This window comes from Megasphaera hutchinsoni (genome assembly GCF_001553405.1).
Classification (GTDB): Bacteria; Bacillota; Negativicutes; order Veillonellales; family Megasphaeraceae; genus Megasphaera; species Megasphaera hutchinsoni.
In genome coordinates this window covers 1-14943 of record NZ_KQ960936.1, presented here as the reverse complement: position 1 = coordinate 14943, position 14943 = coordinate 1, and the positions used below count along the sequence as shown (strand labels likewise).

The following is a 14943-nucleotide window of genomic DNA, read 5'->3' as shown; positions in this document are numbered from 1 at the left end:
TGGGACTATTCAACTTATACTAATTCGATAATAACCATCGGAGCTGCATCACCTTGACGCACGCCAGATTTAATAATCCGCGTATAGCCGCCTTGACGATCTGCATATTTACCAGCGATTTCATCGAATAATTTTTTTACTACACTTTCATCCATCATGTATGCTAGCACTTGTCGACGAGCATGTAAATCTCCGCGTTTAGCTAATGTTATCATTTTATCTGCTATTTTACGAAGTTCTTTTGCCTTTGCTTCTGTCGTTTCAATGCGTTCATGCTGGAATAACGAGGTAACAATGCTACGCAATAAAGCTTTACGAGCAGAGCTGTCACGTCCTAACTTTCTATAAGCCATCGTTCATCCTCCTCGAACTATTCTTCGTTAGATTTCAGATCAAATCCGTAATCTTTAAGTTTTTCAATGATTTCATCAACGGACTTTCTACCTAAATTACGTATTTTCGATAAATCATCTTCTGTCCGTTCTACTAAATCCCCTAAAGTATAAATATTGGCCCGTTTCAAGCAATTCGATGCCCGTACGGATAAATCCAAGACATCTATTTTTACTTGCTCTAATTCTGGTCCTTTATCTTCTTCTTCTTCTTCTCCCTCAAGAGTCGTAAATGGTGCTAATGCTTCATTTGCAAGTGGATCACTTGCAATCTTTTGAAAATAATCCAAATAGCTTACCATAATCGACGCTGCTTTAGCAACCGCATTTTCTGCGGCAATACTCCCATCGGTTTGTACTTCTAAAGTCAACGAATCATAGTCCATTTCGTTTCCGACTCGAATATTTCCCACTTCATACTTTGTACGAACAATGGGTGAGAAGATAGAGTCAATAGGAATGACTCCAATAACATCCGTATCTTTCTTGTTTTTGGTAGACGGAACATACCCTTTTCCTCGTTCAATATGGCATACCATATAAATATGAGCATCCGTGTCCAAAGTAGCAATATGAAGTTCCGGATTTAAAATTTCTACGTCTGAGTTCACATCAAGATCTTTTGCGGTAAATTCACATTCACCATTAATATCGACGATGATATCCAACTGTTCTACTTCTTCTCGCGTAAATCGCAACCGCAATTGTTTTAAGTTCAAAATAATTTCAGAAATATCTTCTCGAACACCTGGAATTGTAGAAAATTCATGTAATACACCGTCAATTTTTATAGAAGTGATTGCAACGCCATCCAATGAAGAAAGTAGGACGCGACGCAAACTGTTTCCCAACGTGATTCCGTACCCCCGATCCAAGGGTTCACATACGAATTTTCCATAGGTACCGTTGTCACTTCTTTCAACGATCGTTACTTTAAATTTATTATCATCCATCATTTGGAAAATCCTCCCATTCCAGAATCAATCTAATTCGGTAACTATTATACACGTCTACGTTTTGGTGGACGGCAACCATTATGCGGGATAGGAGTTACGTCTTTAATCGCATTGACTTCTAAACCTGCGGCTTGTAATGCACGAATAGCTGCCTCACGACCTGAACCTGGTCCTTTTACAAAGACTTCAACTTGACGCAATCCATGTTCCATTGCTGCTTTTGCAGCCTGTTCTGCCGCCATTTGAGCTGCAAACGGAGTGCTTTTACGCGAACCACGAAAGCCCATACCACCAGCACTAGCCCAAGATAAAGCATTTCCCTTTGTATCACTAATGGTGACAATCGTATTATTAAATGTAGACCGAATGTGTGCTGCTCCTGATTCTACATGTTTCTTTTCTTTTCTTTTAGTATTTCTTACGTTATTCTTTGCCAAAATCATTTCCCTCCTTACTCAATAAGTTATTTCTTTTTACCTGCAATAGCTTTTCTTGGACCTTTACGTGTACGTGCGTTCGTTTTACTACGTTGTCCCCGGACAGGAAGGCCTGCACGATGACGTTTTCCTCTGTACGAGTTAATTTCAATTAAACGCTTTACGTTCAATGCACCTTCTCGACGAAGATCCCCTTCTACCTTGTAATCAGCTCCAATTACTTCGCGAATTTTCTGAACTTCATCTTCTGTCAAATCTCGAACGCGAGTATCTGGATTAATTCCCGTTTTTTTCAAAATTTCTTGAGAAGAAGAAAGACCAATACCAAAAATATATGTTAAACCTACTTCCACTCGCTTATCGCGTGGTAAATCCACACCGGCTATACGTGCCATCTATTCATCCACCTCCAGTCTATTATCCTTGTTTCTGCTTATGTTTAGGATTTTCGCAAATAACCATAACACGGCCTTTGCGCTTAATAATTTTACATTTTTCACAAATCTTTTTTACTGACGGTTTTACCTTCATAATTAACCTCCTACGTAATTCATCTTACTTAAAGCGGTATGTAATACGACCGCGATTCAGATCATACGGGGTCAACTCCATCGTTACCCGATCACCTGGTAAGATACGAATAAAATTCATACGCATTTTTCCTGATACATGAGCTAACACAATATGCTCATTTTCTAATTTTACTTTAAACATGGCATTGGGCAGTGCTTCTACAACTATACCTTCTACTTCAATGACATCTTCCTTAGACATGTATAACCTCCCTGATCAAATCCGTCTCAATCCGTTTTTATTACGAATCATATCCATTCATTGCTGATTATCATGAACATCTAATATAACCCTTCATGATACGGAGTTGCCGGCATTGTTCTACGGCTTATCCACTTTGTACTTTCTCCCGTCAGCAATCCATACGTTAGGATAATCCACTTTGCCAACAATCACATACAAATGATTTTGTCTTTCGCCTAACTACCAAATCCATCTCTATGTAAGCCCTTTATCACGGTAATGTCAAAATTTCCGGACCATTATCAGTAATCGCCACGGTATGTTCAAAATGAGCAGCTGGTTTTTTATCTTTTGTAACAACAGTCCAACCGTTTTTCAATTGATATACCTTTTCTGTTCCCATGTTAATCATAGGTTCAATAGCAATTACCAAGCCAGACTCTAATATTTCACCATGACCAGGTAATCCATAATTTCGCACTTCTGGATCCTCATGCATATCTGTTCCGATCCCGTGCCCAACATAATCACGAACCACCCCATATCCATGAGATTCTGCATGTGTTTGCACAGCGTGTCCGATATCACCTAAATGATTTCCTACAACAGCTTGTTCTATACCTTTTTGCAAACACTCTTCAGTTACTTGCACTAACTTCATAATTTCTGGAGCAACATGTCCAATGGGAATCGTCACAGTGGCATCTCCATGATAGCCATTTTTGTTAACTACCAGGTCAACACTGATTATGTCCCCTTCTTTTAACTTACGCCTTCCCGGAATACCGTGAACTACTTCTTCATTCACACTAGCACAAATCGTGGCTGGAAAACCATAATATCCTTTACAGCTAGGAAAGGCTCCACAACTGCGAATAAATTCTTCGCAACGCCGATCTAACTCTCCAGTTGTAACACCTGGCTTCGCTAACTCTCTCATCAGTAACAGAGCGTTTGCCGTTATTTTTCCTGCTTCGCGAATATATTCAATTTCCCGTTTAGACTTCAATATGACCATATCATTTACTCTTTCCAAGGCGTTCTACAATATCATTGAAAACCGCCTCCATATCACGTTCACCATTAATTTCAATATACAAATTGGAATTTTTATAGTAATCAATTAACGGCTTTGTTTGAGCAGCGTATACACTAAGTCTTTTTTTTACTGTTTCCATTTTGTCATCATCACGCTGGTATAATTCACCACCGCATTTATCACATACCCCTTGTTTTTTAGTGGGCTTAAACGAAAGATGATACGTTGCTCCACAAGTACGACAAATTTGTCTGCCCGTAGTACGTTCTATTAGTGCATCATCAGAAACCACGATATTCACCACACCATTTAAAGTGATATGTAAGTCACGTAAAATGGCATCAAGTGATACTGCTTGAGATGTAGTACGAGGAAATCCATCTAAAATAAAACCTTTTTTGCAATCCTCTTTTGCCAACCGTTCTTTGACAATTCCTACAGTAACAGCATCTGGAACTAATTGACCATTATCCATATATTTTTGTGCTTCTAATCCCAACGGAGTTTGTTCTTTTACAGCTGCACGGAACATATCTCCTGTCGAAATCTGAGAGATTCCATAAGTTTCAATCAATCTCTCAGCTTGTGTACCTTTACCGGCCCCAGGAGGACCCATTAAAAGAATATACACACTAATCTTCCTCCTTTACTTCATAAACCCTTGATATTGCTTATTCAAAACCAAAGATTCTGCCTGTTTCATCGTATCAATTGCAACACCTACAACAATCAACAATGCCGTACCGCCAAAATATACTCCTTGAACTCCTGTAATCCACCCAATAAAATTAGGTAAAATAGCTACAAACGCCAAGAAAAATGCACCGGCTAACGTAATACGCGTCATAATTTTGTCGATATGTTTTGCTGTTGGTTGACCTGGACGAATTCCAGGAATAAAACCACCATATTTTTGCATATTTTCCGTAAGCTGCGGAATATTCAATGAAATGGCCGTGTAGAAATACGTGAAGAAGAAAATCAAAATCGCATACATCACTGTATTTGTTACAGTCCCCCACGCGAACCATCCTGCAACCATCTTAATCGTTGCATTCTGTGAAAATTGAGCAATAGTAACAGGGAACATCAAAACGGAAGAAGCAAAAATAAGCGGAATAACACCAGCTTGATTTACTTTTAAAGGAATATGCGTGGAATGTCCTCCATACATTTTCCTGCCGACAATACGTTTTGCATATTGTACGGTAACACGTCGCGTTCCTTGTGTTACTTCAACAACTATTGCAATCATAAAGAATGCAATAATAACAAATAAAATCGCTTGAAAAATATTAATCGATCCAGCTTGTATATACTTATACACCGTAGCACAACCATTGGGAAAACGAGCGACGATACCGGCAAAAATAATCAACGATATCCCATTTCCAATCCCCCCCGCCGTAATTTGGTCACCTAACCACATCAAGAAACAAGTTCCTGCTGTCAATATTAATGTAACCATAATAACCGTACTCCAGCTATCAACCACCAAAGCATTATTTACTTTTAAAGCATAACTCATAGCTAAAGCCTGGATAAGTGCTAGGGCAACGGTACCATAACGGGTAACCTTTTGAATTTTATCACGACCGTCTTGATTATCTTTTGCCCACTGTTCAAATGTAGGAACAACAGACGTAAGTAATTGCATGATAATAGATGCGTTAATATAAGGTGTAATACTCATGGCAAGGATAGAAAACTTACTTAACGCCCCACCAGAAAACAAGTCTAACAAGCCAAACAGATTTCCACTGGTAAATAAATTTTCGATAACTGAGGAGTCCACACCTGGTACAGGAATATGGACACCCAGTCTAAAAACGATAAACATGATCAAGGTAAATATAGCACGTTTCCTAAATTCAGAAACGTTTATTACATTTTGGAGGTTTTCCAACACCTTAGATCACCTCTACTTTACCACCGGCCGCTTCAATTTTCTGCTGTGCTGATTTAGTGAATCCTTGTGCGACAACAGTCAATTTTTTTTCTAATTCGCCGTTTCCAAGAATACGCACTCCATCGCAAACATTCTTGAGAATACCTGCTTCTACTAAAGCCACGGGATCTACGGTTGTTCCATCTTCAAAACGATTTAACACAGACACATTAACTTCTGCGTATTCTTTTGCCCAAATATTGGTAAATCCACGTTTTGGAAGCAACCGATACAAAGGCATTTGTCCACCTTCAAATCCTGGTCTTTTGCCACCGCCACTTCTAGAAAGTTGCCCTTTCATTCCTTTCCCTGATGTTTTGCCGTTTCCCGATCCAATACCACGGCCTACGCGATTGCGTTTTTTCTTAGAACCAGGAACAATAGTCATTTCATGAAGTTTCAATGAACCGCACCTCCTTTATATTAAATTTCTTCAACCTTTACTAAATGTCTAACTTTATGAAGCATCCCTTTTATCTGAGGATTTATATCTTTAACGACACTAGAATTGGTTTTTCCCAATCCTAAAGCAACAACGGTTGCCCGTTGATCCCCAGGGTGCCCAGCAAGACTCTTGACAAGGGTAACTTTTACTTGAGCCATTATATATATCCTCCTTCTTAACCATAAATTTCTTCTACCGTTTTGCCTCGAAGTTCTGCTACTTTATTAACATCCTTTAAGCGACTTAATCCTTCAATAGTAGCTTGTACCATATTATTAGGATTTGAAGAACCGATAGATTTTGTAAGAATATTACGTACGCCAGCTAGTTCCAAGACAGCACGAACAGGACCACCCGCAATAACACCCGTACCTTCAGCAGCAGGCTTTAACAATACTTGCCCCGCTCCAAAAATACCTGTAACTTGATGTGGAATAGATCCATTCTTAAGAGAAATAGATACTAAATGCTTTTTCGCATCTTCTACGCCTTTACGAATTGCTTCCGGAACTTCACCGGCTTTACCTAAGCCAGCTCCTACACGTCCATTCCCATCGCCAACGACAACAAGTGCACTGAAGGAAAAACGACGGCCACCTTTAACTACCTTAGCAACACGATTTATGAATACAACATTTTCTTGTAACTCAAGACCTGCATGGTCAACTTTTGCCATGTGTTATTTCCTCCTCTTTTAAAATTTCAAACCTGCTTCGCGAGCTGCCGTAGCTAACGCAGCAACACGACCATGATAAATATAACCACCACGGTCAAAAACAACTGTAGTAATGCCTTTTTCAATAGCTCTTTTAGCAACCAAAGCACCAACTAATTTAGCACCTTCAGCATTACCACCATTTTTTTGATCCTTAATTTCTTTGTCTAACGAACTAGCAGCTACTAAGGTTACACCCTTTTGATCATCAATAATTTGTGCATAGATATTAGTCAAACTACGAAAAACGTTCAAACGAGGACGTTCTGCTGTACCGCTAATTTGTTTGCGTAAACGCCAATGCCTTTTTACACGAACGGCATTTTTACTCTTCTTCAAGGAATTCACTCCTTTCTATAATAACTAGTATTTCTATTTCTTCGTACCAGCTTTACCTGCTTTACGACGAATATGTTCGCCTACATATTTAATACCTTTTCCTTTATAAGGTTCAGGCAAACGATATCCACGTACTTTAGCTGCAAATTCACCAACATGTTCTTTATTGGCCCCAGAAATAACAATAGATGTGGCACTAGGGCATTCAATCTTAATACCTTCTGGTGCTTCTAATTCCAAAGGATGTGAAAAGCCTAACGTCAAGGCTAATTTATTGCCTTTCATTTGAGCTCTATATCCAACACCAACAATTTCCAATTCTTTTTTAAACCCTTCTGTAACGCCTATAACCATATTAGCGACTAAAGCACGCGTAAGGCCATGTAAGGCACGATGATTTTTTTCATCTGATGGACGTTCCACCGTAATAACATTATCTGCTACTGAAACTTTTATATCCTGGTGAAGCGTACGTGTAAGTTCACCTTTTGGTCCTTTGACGGTAATCACGGGGCCGTTAAGGCTTACACTTACGCCTGCAGGGATATCAATAGGCATTCTACCTACTCGAGACATACTGACACCTCCAATTTTTACCAGACGTAAGCGATAACTTCGCCACCTAAACCGATTTTACGAGCTTGTTTGTCACTCATAACTCCTTTAGATGTAGAAATTACTGCAATTCCCAAACCACCAAGAACGCGTGGAAGTTCTTCTTTTCCTGCATATACGCGTAATCCTGGCTTAGAAATCCTCTTGATACCGGTAATTACTCTTTCTTTATTAGAACCATATTTTAAAACAACACGTAGTTGTTTCCCTTCATTAATGGATTCATAATTCTTTATAAAACCTTCTTCTTTAAGAATTTCAAGCACCGCTGCTTTCATCTTAGAAGCCGGCATTTCTACTGTTTGATGCTCTGCCGAATTGGCATTGCGGATTCGAGTGAGCATATCCGCAATCGGATCGGTCATTGCCATAATCTAAAAACCTCCCTCCATGGAATACCTTACCAGCTGGCTTTTTTGACGCCAGGAATTTGGCCTTTATAAGCCAGTTCACGGAATGTAATACGGCAGATACCGAATTTACGCATATAACCGTGAGGACGGCCGGTTACTTTGCAACGATTGTGCAAGCGTACCGGTGATGCATTTGCCGGAAGCTGAGAAAGCGCTTCATAATCCCCTTTCGCTTTCAACTCTGCCCGGAGTTTAGCATATTTGGCAACCACTTTTTCACGTTTCTTTTCACGTTCAAGCATAGATTTCTTTGCCATGTATTCAAATCCTCCTTATTACTTTTCAAAAGGCATGCCCATTAACGCTAGCATATCACGACTTTCTTCGTCCGTGTTTGCCGTAGTAACGATAGTTATATCCATGCCACGAGTCTTATCAATTTTATCATACTCAATTTCAGGGAAAATAAGCTGTTCTTTTAATCCCAGCGTATAATTTCCTCTACCATCAAATCCAGTAGCACTAACGCCATGAAAGTCACGTACACGAGGTAATGCCAAATTCATCAATTTATCTAAAAATTCATACATTTGCTGACCACGCAACGTTACTTTACAACCCAATTTCATGCCTTCACGAACTTTAAAAGCAGCGATAGATTTTTTTGCTTTTGTGATAATGGGTTTTTGTCCGGAAATGATCGTCATATCATTAACTGCTGCATCTAACGCTTTAGAATTACTAACAGCTTCACCTACTGCCATGTTAATAACAACTTTAGTTACCTTTGGAATTTGCATGACATTTTTATAATTATATTTTTCCTGTAATCCTTTCGCCACTTCGGAAAGGTATTTGTCTTTTAATCTGGACACTCTCAAGGCCCTCCTTTCTGAATTAGATTGCTTTACCGCTCTTTACAGCTGTCCGCACTTTCGTCCCATCTGCTTGCAGTACCATTCTTACACGAGTCGGTTTACCACTTTCAGGATCCACGAGCATAACATTAGAAACATGAATTGGTGCTTCTTTTGTTAAAATTCCACCTTGAGGATTATTCTGACTAGGTTTTGTATGTCGTTTTACAAGATTGAGTCCTTCCACAACAACACGTTCTTTCTTTGGAAGCGCTTCAATAACCTTACCTTTTTTACCTTTTTCTTTACCAGCAATAACAATAACCGTATCGCCTTTTTTTACGTGCAATTTACTCACTTAGAACACCCCCTCCGATTACAATACTTCCGGAGCCAAGGAGATAATTTTCATGAAATCTTTTTCACGCAATTCTCTAGCAACCGGTCCAAAAATACGAGTACCTTTAGGGTTTTTATCATTATTTATTACTACTGCTGCATTTTCATCAAAACGAATATACGATCCATCAACACGACGTAATCCCTTTTTCGAACGAACGATAACAGCTTTTACTACGTCGCCTTTCTTGACAACGCCACCGGGTGATGCATCTTTAACAGATGCCGTAATGATATCACCAATGTTGCCATATTTACGATATGAACCACCCATAACTTGAATGCACAATAACTTTTTAGCGCCCGTGTTATCGGCAACATTCAACATAGTTTCTTGCTGAATCATGGCTTACCCTCCTAATTCTCACAAACTTATTGAGCCTTTTCCAAAATCGAAACAACTCTCCAATGTTTATCTTTAGATAAACGACGAGTTTCTTCTATACGCACAATATCGCCAACATGGCATTCATTATTTTCATCATGTGCTTTAAATTTGACCGAAGAAACAATTGGTTTTCTATACAACTTATGTTGTGTCTTATATTCGACAGTAACTACAACGGTTTTGTCCATTTTATCACTAACAACTTTACCAATACGGATTTTCCGTTCATTTCTTTCCATCTGTGCTGTGACCTCCTTTTAGATTACCAATATGATTATAACTCTTATGCGTTTAATTCAGCTTCACGCTGTACCGTCTTAATACGAGCAATTGTCTTTTTTACTTCACGGATACGCTTTGGATTTTCTAATTGGCCGGTCGCATGTTGAAAACGGAGGTTAAACAACTCTTCTTTTAAACTAACCACTTTTTCATTCAATTCGGCAGCACTCAGATTACGGATTTCTTTAACCTTCATGTTGTTCACCACCTAATTCCTGACCTCTAACAACAAACTTCGTTTTAATTGGTAATTTATGGCTTGCAAGACGCATTGCTTCACGTGCAACAACTTCTGATACACCACCCATTTCAAAAAGAACCCGTCCTGGCTTCGCTACAGCTACCCAATATTCGGGGGCCCCTTTACCAGAACCCATACGAGTACCAGCCGGCTTAGCCGTAATAGGCTTATCAGGGAATATCTTAATCCATACCTTACCACCACGTTTAATATAACGTGTCATAGCAATACGTGCAGCTTCAATTTGACGATTCGTAATCCATGATGGCTCAGCTGCTACTAATCCAAATTCGCCATGAGCAACTTTATTACCGCGCATAGCACGTCCCTTCATGCGACCACGAAATTGTTTACGATATTTAACACGTTTCGGAATTAACATTAAGCCTCACTCCTTTCGTGCTTTGTAGATGCAGTTTGCTTTGCTTCTGGTAAAATTTCGCCTTTATAAATCCAGCATTTAATACCAATACAACCATAGGTAGTATGTGCTTCAGCAAAGCCATAATCAATATCTGCACGAAGAGTATGAAGTGGAATAGATCCATCGCGAACGCTTTCGCTACGTGCTATTTCAGCTCCGCCCAAACGTCCTGAGCACATAATCTTAATTCCCTTAGCACCCATACGCATCGTACGTCCTACGCTTTGTTTCATTGCACGACGAAAACCAATTCGACGTTCCAATTGACTAGCAATATTTTCTGCTACCAATGTAGCATCTAATTCCGCTTGTTTAATTTCTGCAATATTAACATCTACTGTCTTTGAAGTAAATTTCTTCAACGCTTTTTTAATATCTTCAATACCCGCACCACCGCGACCAATAACCATTCCTGGTTTTGCCGTGTGAATAATTAATTTAATACGTTTAGCAGACCGTTCAATTTCAATACGAGAAACGCCCGCAATAAACAGCTGTTCCTTTAAGAATTCCCGGATTTTCACGTCTTCATTTAACAATGTTGCATAATCCTTTTCTGCATACCATTTGGCATCCCAGGGTTTTACAACACCTACACGAAATCCATGGGCATTAACTTTTTGACCCACTACGTTTCCCTCCTTATGCTCTTTCTTTTACCACAACAGTCACATGACTAGAATGCTTTAAAATCTTAAAAGCTTGTCCACGACTACGCGGATGAATACGTTTCATTGTCGCATCTTGATCAACAAAAATTTCTGAAACATATAACTTATCAACATTCATATCATTATTATGTTCTGCATTTGCAATAGCAGACCGAAGCGTTTTTTCCACTACACGTGAGCCTACTTTTGGAGTAAATTTCAAAATTGCAAGTGCTTCCGCAACATTTTTGCCCCGAATTAAGTCCACTACGATGCGAATCTTCCGGGGGGCAATGCGAATATGTTTAGCAATAGCTTTTGCTTCCATTTATTTTACCTCCCTTATCTTCCCGTCACTTTTTCGGACTTAGCGTGACCTTTAAATGTACGTGTAGGAGCAAATTCTCCTAATTTATGGCCAACCATATCTTCTGTAACATATACTGGTACATGTTTACGACCATCATGAACAGCAATCGTATGTCCTACAAAGCTAGGCAATATAGTAGATGCACGTGACCATGTTTTCACTACTTTCTTTTCATTGGCTTCATTCATAGCTTCCACTTTTTTCAAGAGATGTGCAGCAACAAATGGGCCCTTCTTTACGGATCTGGACACTGATTTATCTCCTTTCCAAGACCTATTTACGTCTCTTCACAATAAACTTACTAGAAGCTTTTTTAGCATCACGAGTTTTAACACCGTAAGCCGGTTTACCCCAAGGAGTAACTGGACGTTTACGCCCAACAGGAGCCTTCCCTTCACCACCGCCATGAGGATGATCACATGGATTCATAACAACCCCGCGGTTGCCAGGACGAATGCCTTTCCACCGAGAACGACCAGCTTTACCAATCGTAATGTTTTCATAGTCCGTATTTCCCACTACGCCTACCGTAGCTCGGCACCGAATATGAACTTGACGCAATTCCCCTGAAGGCAAACGCAACAATGCATAATTTCCTTCTTTGGCCATAAGTTGAGCAGATTCACCTGCAGAGCGCACCATTTGAGCACCCTTGCCAATTTTCATTTCAACATTATGTACCAATGTCCCCAACGGAATATTGGCCAACGGCAATGCATTTCCGATTTTAATATCTGATTCAGGGCCACTATATAAAACATCGCCCACTTTTAATCCATTTGGTGCAATAATATATTTCTTTTCTCCATCTGCATAGAATAATAAAGCAATATTAGCAGAGCGATTCGGATCGTATTCAATTGTCGCCACTTTTGCTGGAATATTATCTTTAATACGTTTAAAATCAATTAAACGATAACGGCGTTTATGTCCACCACCTTGATGGCGAACAGTCATCCGACCGCTGTTGTTACGGCCGCCCTTATTAGTTAATTTCACTAACAAGGATTTTTCCGGTTTAGACGTCGTAATTTCTTCAAATGTAGAAACTGTCATGAATCGACGACTAGCGGAATACGGCTTAAATGATTTAATGGCCATTATTGTGCCTCCTTTATTTCCTTATTCCTTAAGCCCCTTCAAAGAATTCGATTGTTTCGCCTTCTTGAAGTGTTACAATAGCTTTTTTATAATCCGAACGTTTTCCTTCGAATTTTCCCATTCTCTTTACTTTGCCTAATACGCGAATCGTGTTTACTTTCGTAACATGCACGTTGAATACCTGTTCAACAGCTTTACGAATTTCTACCTTATTCGCTTTCAATGGAACTCTAAACGTATATTTTCCATCCGACATAAGCATCGTTGTTTTTTCTGTAATAACGGGTTTTAACAAGAGATCATGCATTTCCATTATGCAAGCACCTCCTCAATCTTAGCTACTGCACTTTTTGTCACAAACAATTTCGTATAATGAAGCAAATCAAACATATTGACGCCTTCCGTCGAAATAGCCTTAACTCCTTCAATATTACGAGCACAGCGTTCTACAATCACGTCATTATCAGTAACAAACAACACTTTTTCGCCCGTAAATTTAAAGTTATTAATCAACGCTACAATTTCTTTTGTTTTTGATGCAGCTAAATTAATTTCATCCAACACAAATAATTCATTCGTATTTACCTTATCACTCAATGCCGACTTAACAGCTAGACGTCTAGCTTTACGAGGCATTTTTTGTGCATATGAGCGAGGATGGGGTCCCCAAATGGTTCCGCCACCAACCCACAAGGGGCTTCGCGAACTCCCTACACGAGCACGACCAGTTCCTTTTTGTTTCCATGGCTTTCTGCCGCCACCGCGAACCAAGCCTCTCGTTTTTGTAGAATGCGTGCCCAGACGTTCATTAGCAAGTTGACGAAGCAACGCTTGTCGCATTACCGCTTCATTTACTTCAACGCCAAACACACTATCATTTAATTCTATTTCGCCAGTTTGTGTACCAGCAATATTATAGGTATGTACTTTTGGCATATTATTTTTTCCTCCTTCCTGTATGACAACTATTAGCGTGGTTTCACCGTATCACGGATCATAACAAGGCTACCTTTGGCACCCGGAATGCCACCTTTAATCAAGATAAGATTTTTCTCCGTATCCACTTTAACTACCGAAAGATGCAATACCGTTGCTTGATTACCACCCATTTGCCCAGGAAGTTTTTTGCCTTTGATGACTTTACCGCCACCACCACTGATCATAGGTCCGAGTGACCCTGGTTCACGATGAGATTTAGAACCATGTCCCATGGGTCCGCGATGGAACCCGTGACGTTTAATCGTACCGGCAAAACCCTTTCCTTTGCTGGTGCCAATTACATCGACGAGATCGCCGCTTGCGAAAATATCAGCTGCCAGAGTTTGGCCAACCGTATATTCCGGCACATCCGTCATACGCAATTCGCGAAGATATTTAACAGGCGTCACGCCTGCCTTGTCAAATTGTCCTTTAACAGGTTTTGTTAAATGCTTTTCTTTAATTTCGCCGTAGCCGATTTGAATCGAATTATAGCCGTCCGTATCTACTGTTTTTACACGCACCACTACATTCGGGGTTGCTTCTACGACCGTTACAGGAACAACCGTACCTTCTTCAGTGAAGATTTGAGTCATTCCTAACTTTTTACCCAAAATAGCTTTAGACATAATCGCACCTCCTCCTATGCTTTAATTTCAATGTCTACACCTGCGGGGAGATCGAGACGCATCAAAGCATCCACGGTTTTGCTAGATGCTTCAAGAATATCAATCAACCGTTTGTGTGTACGTAATTCGAATTGTTCACGCGAGTCTTTATTGACATGAGGTGAACGCAAAATCGTGAAAATGTTTTTTTCCGTCGGAAGTGGAATCGGGCCAGATACCATGGCACCTGTCCGTTTCGCCGTATCGACGATTTTCGCCGCACTTTGATCTAATATTTTGTGATCATAAGCTTTTAGGCGAATTCTGATTCTTTCCTGTTTTGCCATTACTGAATTCCTCCTATCGTCCATTTCTTTGAATAGACTGCTCCATAAGAGTTTCCCCAAAACTGGGCAACATCTTACATCATAGTTTTACATGCAACAGATCATACTATGCCTGTTGTCACGTACTTACCCATTTTACTACAAACCGTGTGTGCATGCAAGTTTTTTTCTTTTTTTTGCACAAATTTCGCTATTCAATTATATTTTTTTTGCATAAATAATATGCTAAAAGGGTTACAGAATAATCTGTAACCCTTTTAGATAAGTGATTATGCTTCAATTTCTGAAACAACACCAGCGCCT

General features: G+C 39.7%; 30 protein-coding genes. All 30 read right to left on the bottom strand.

The annotated features are described in order from the left end of the window. Nucleotides 1-14: 14 nt before the first annotated feature. The 30 genes from rplQ to rpsJ all read right to left on the bottom strand — a co-directional run bounded on the left by rplQ (nucleotide 15) and on the right by rpsJ (nucleotide 14640). Nucleotides 15-353, bottom strand: a complete 339-nt coding sequence (gene rplQ / locus HMPREF3182_RS02680; protein WP_007392381.1) for a 50S ribosomal protein L17 — start codon at nucleotides 351-353, stop codon at nucleotides 15-17. Between the two features lie 17 nt (nucleotides 354-370). Further along, nucleotides 371-1348, bottom strand: a complete 978-nt coding sequence (locus HMPREF3182_RS02675; RefSeq protein ID WP_007392385.1) for a DNA-directed RNA polymerase subunit alpha — start codon at nucleotides 1346-1348, stop codon at nucleotides 371-373. Nucleotides 1349-1392: 44 nt separating this feature from the next. Beyond that, nucleotides 1393-1791 (bottom strand): 30S ribosomal protein S11, encoded by a 399-nt coding sequence (gene rpsK, locus HMPREF3182_RS02670; protein ID WP_007392368.1) that lies wholly within the window; start codon nucleotides 1789-1791, stop codon nucleotides 1393-1395. A 20-nt stretch (nucleotides 1792-1811) separates the two neighbouring features. Next, on the bottom strand, nucleotides 1812-2180 hold the full coding sequence (gene rpsM / locus HMPREF3182_RS02665; protein ID WP_007392377.1) for a 30S ribosomal protein S13: 369 nt from the start codon (nucleotides 2178-2180) through the stop codon (nucleotides 1812-1814). 22 nt (nucleotides 2181-2202) lie between these two features. Next, nucleotides 2203-2316, bottom strand: a complete 114-nt coding sequence (rpmJ, locus tag HMPREF3182_RS02660) for a 50S ribosomal protein L36 (protein WP_007391661.1) — start codon at nucleotides 2314-2316, stop codon at nucleotides 2203-2205. 24 nt (nucleotides 2317-2340) lie between these two features. After that, the gene (gene infA / locus HMPREF3182_RS02655; protein WP_007392372.1) at nucleotides 2341-2559 is read right to left on the bottom strand and encodes a translation initiation factor IF-1; all 219 of its coding nucleotides are present in this window, start codon (nucleotides 2557-2559) and stop codon (nucleotides 2341-2343) included. Between the two features lie 253 nt (nucleotides 2560-2812). Then, nucleotides 2813-3559, bottom strand: coding sequence for a type I methionyl aminopeptidase (map, locus tag HMPREF3182_RS02650; protein ID WP_007392366.1), 747 nt, complete (start codon nucleotides 3557-3559; stop codon nucleotides 2813-2815). 1 nt (nucleotide 3560) lies between these two features. After that, complete coding sequence (locus tag HMPREF3182_RS02645) at nucleotides 3561-4211, bottom strand: adenylate kinase (protein ID WP_007392373.1); 651 nt, start codon at nucleotides 4209-4211, stop codon at nucleotides 3561-3563. A 15-nt stretch (nucleotides 4212-4226) separates the two neighbouring features. Then, a complete protein-coding gene (gene secY, locus HMPREF3182_RS02640) occupies nucleotides 4227-5489 on the bottom strand; it encodes a preprotein translocase subunit SecY (protein WP_007392363.1) in 1263 nt (420 codons plus the stop codon). Nucleotide 5490: 1 nt separating this feature from the next. Beyond that, the gene (gene rplO / locus HMPREF3182_RS02635) at nucleotides 5491-5931 is read right to left on the bottom strand and encodes a 50S ribosomal protein L15 (protein ID WP_007392364.1); all 441 of its coding nucleotides are present in this window, start codon (nucleotides 5929-5931) and stop codon (nucleotides 5491-5493) included. A 20-nt stretch (nucleotides 5932-5951) separates the two neighbouring features. Beyond that, nucleotides 5952-6131, bottom strand: a complete 180-nt coding sequence (gene rpmD, locus HMPREF3182_RS02630) for a 50S ribosomal protein L30 (RefSeq protein ID WP_007392361.1) — start codon at nucleotides 6129-6131, stop codon at nucleotides 5952-5954. Nucleotides 6132-6148: 17 nt separating this feature from the next. Then, complete coding sequence (gene rpsE / locus HMPREF3182_RS02625; RefSeq protein WP_007392378.1) at nucleotides 6149-6649, bottom strand: 30S ribosomal protein S5; 501 nt, start codon at nucleotides 6647-6649, stop codon at nucleotides 6149-6151. A gap of 18 nt (nucleotides 6650-6667) precedes the next feature. Then, nucleotides 6668-7027 carry a 50S ribosomal protein L18 gene (gene rplR / locus HMPREF3182_RS02620; protein ID WP_007392388.1) on the bottom strand — a complete coding sequence of 120 codons (360 nt, stop codon included), beginning with the start codon at nucleotides 7025-7027 and terminating at the stop codon, nucleotides 6668-6670. A 33-nt stretch (nucleotides 7028-7060) separates the two neighbouring features. After that, nucleotides 7061-7603 carry a 50S ribosomal protein L6 gene (gene rplF / locus HMPREF3182_RS02615; RefSeq protein ID WP_007392367.1) on the bottom strand — a complete coding sequence of 181 codons (543 nt, stop codon included), beginning with the start codon at nucleotides 7601-7603 and terminating at the stop codon, nucleotides 7061-7063. A 17-nt stretch (nucleotides 7604-7620) separates the two neighbouring features. Then, nucleotides 7621-8013 carry a 30S ribosomal protein S8 gene (gene rpsH, locus HMPREF3182_RS02610; RefSeq protein WP_007392374.1) on the bottom strand — a complete coding sequence of 131 codons (393 nt, stop codon included), beginning with the start codon at nucleotides 8011-8013 and terminating at the stop codon, nucleotides 7621-7623. A 29-nt stretch (nucleotides 8014-8042) separates the two neighbouring features. Beyond that, on the bottom strand, nucleotides 8043-8312 hold the full coding sequence (rpsN, locus tag HMPREF3182_RS02605) for a 30S ribosomal protein S14 (RefSeq protein ID WP_007392362.1): 270 nt from the start codon (nucleotides 8310-8312) through the stop codon (nucleotides 8043-8045). A gap of 18 nt (nucleotides 8313-8330) precedes the next feature. Continuing rightward, complete coding sequence (gene rplE, locus HMPREF3182_RS02600) at nucleotides 8331-8870, bottom strand: 50S ribosomal protein L5 (protein WP_007392369.1); 540 nt, start codon at nucleotides 8868-8870, stop codon at nucleotides 8331-8333. Between the two features lie 22 nt (nucleotides 8871-8892). Next, nucleotides 8893-9210, bottom strand: a complete 318-nt coding sequence (gene rplX / locus HMPREF3182_RS02595; RefSeq protein ID WP_007392371.1) for a 50S ribosomal protein L24 — start codon at nucleotides 9208-9210, stop codon at nucleotides 8893-8895. A gap of 18 nt (nucleotides 9211-9228) precedes the next feature. Beyond that, nucleotides 9229-9597, bottom strand: coding sequence for a 50S ribosomal protein L14 (gene rplN, locus HMPREF3182_RS02590; RefSeq protein ID WP_007392360.1), 369 nt, complete (start codon nucleotides 9595-9597; stop codon nucleotides 9229-9231). Between the two features lie 26 nt (nucleotides 9598-9623). Continuing rightward, nucleotides 9624-9878 (bottom strand): 30S ribosomal protein S17, encoded by a 255-nt coding sequence (gene rpsQ, locus HMPREF3182_RS02585; protein ID WP_062485331.1) that lies wholly within the window; start codon nucleotides 9876-9878, stop codon nucleotides 9624-9626. A gap of 44 nt (nucleotides 9879-9922) precedes the next feature. After that, nucleotides 9923-10117, bottom strand: a complete 195-nt coding sequence (rpmC, locus tag HMPREF3182_RS02580) for a 50S ribosomal protein L29 (protein ID WP_007392365.1) — start codon at nucleotides 10115-10117, stop codon at nucleotides 9923-9925. Continuing rightward, entirely contained in the window at nucleotides 10107-10544 is a 438-nt protein-coding gene (rplP, locus tag HMPREF3182_RS02575) for a 50S ribosomal protein L16 (protein ID WP_007392359.1), read from the bottom strand. The genes rpmC and rplP overlap by 11 nt, the downstream gene beginning before the upstream one ends. Next, entirely contained in the window at nucleotides 10544-11215 is a 672-nt protein-coding gene (gene rpsC, locus HMPREF3182_RS02570) for a 30S ribosomal protein S3 (RefSeq protein WP_007392376.1), read from the bottom strand. Before rpsC ends, rplP begins: the two co-directional genes overlap by 1 nt. A gap of 13 nt (nucleotides 11216-11228) precedes the next feature. Beyond that, nucleotides 11229-11564 (bottom strand): 50S ribosomal protein L22, encoded by a 336-nt coding sequence (gene rplV, locus HMPREF3182_RS02565; RefSeq protein ID WP_007392380.1) that lies wholly within the window; start codon nucleotides 11562-11564, stop codon nucleotides 11229-11231. 14 nt (nucleotides 11565-11578) lie between these two features. Further along, nucleotides 11579-11857, bottom strand: a complete 279-nt coding sequence (gene rpsS / locus HMPREF3182_RS02560) for a 30S ribosomal protein S19 (protein ID WP_007392382.1) — start codon at nucleotides 11855-11857, stop codon at nucleotides 11579-11581. A 22-nt stretch (nucleotides 11858-11879) separates the two neighbouring features. Beyond that, entirely contained in the window at nucleotides 11880-12707 is an 828-nt protein-coding gene (gene rplB / locus HMPREF3182_RS02555; RefSeq protein ID WP_007392370.1) for a 50S ribosomal protein L2, read from the bottom strand. Between the two features lie 28 nt (nucleotides 12708-12735). Beyond that, entirely contained in the window at nucleotides 12736-13020 is a 285-nt protein-coding gene (gene rplW, locus HMPREF3182_RS02550; RefSeq protein ID WP_007392358.1) for a 50S ribosomal protein L23, read from the bottom strand. Next, the gene (rplD, locus tag HMPREF3182_RS02545) at nucleotides 13020-13643 is read right to left on the bottom strand and encodes a 50S ribosomal protein L4 (RefSeq protein WP_007392386.1); all 624 of its coding nucleotides are present in this window, start codon (nucleotides 13641-13643) and stop codon (nucleotides 13020-13022) included. Before rplD ends, rplW begins: the two co-directional genes overlap by 1 nt. Before the next feature lie 32 nt (nucleotides 13644-13675). Beyond that, complete coding sequence (gene rplC / locus HMPREF3182_RS02540) at nucleotides 13676-14314, bottom strand: 50S ribosomal protein L3 (RefSeq protein WP_007392384.1); 639 nt, start codon at nucleotides 14312-14314, stop codon at nucleotides 13676-13678. Between the two features lie 14 nt (nucleotides 14315-14328). Beyond that, a complete protein-coding gene (rpsJ, locus tag HMPREF3182_RS02535; protein WP_007392383.1) occupies nucleotides 14329-14640 on the bottom strand; it encodes a 30S ribosomal protein S10 in 312 nt (103 codons plus the stop codon). Between the last annotated feature and the right edge of the window lie 303 nt (nucleotides 14641-14943).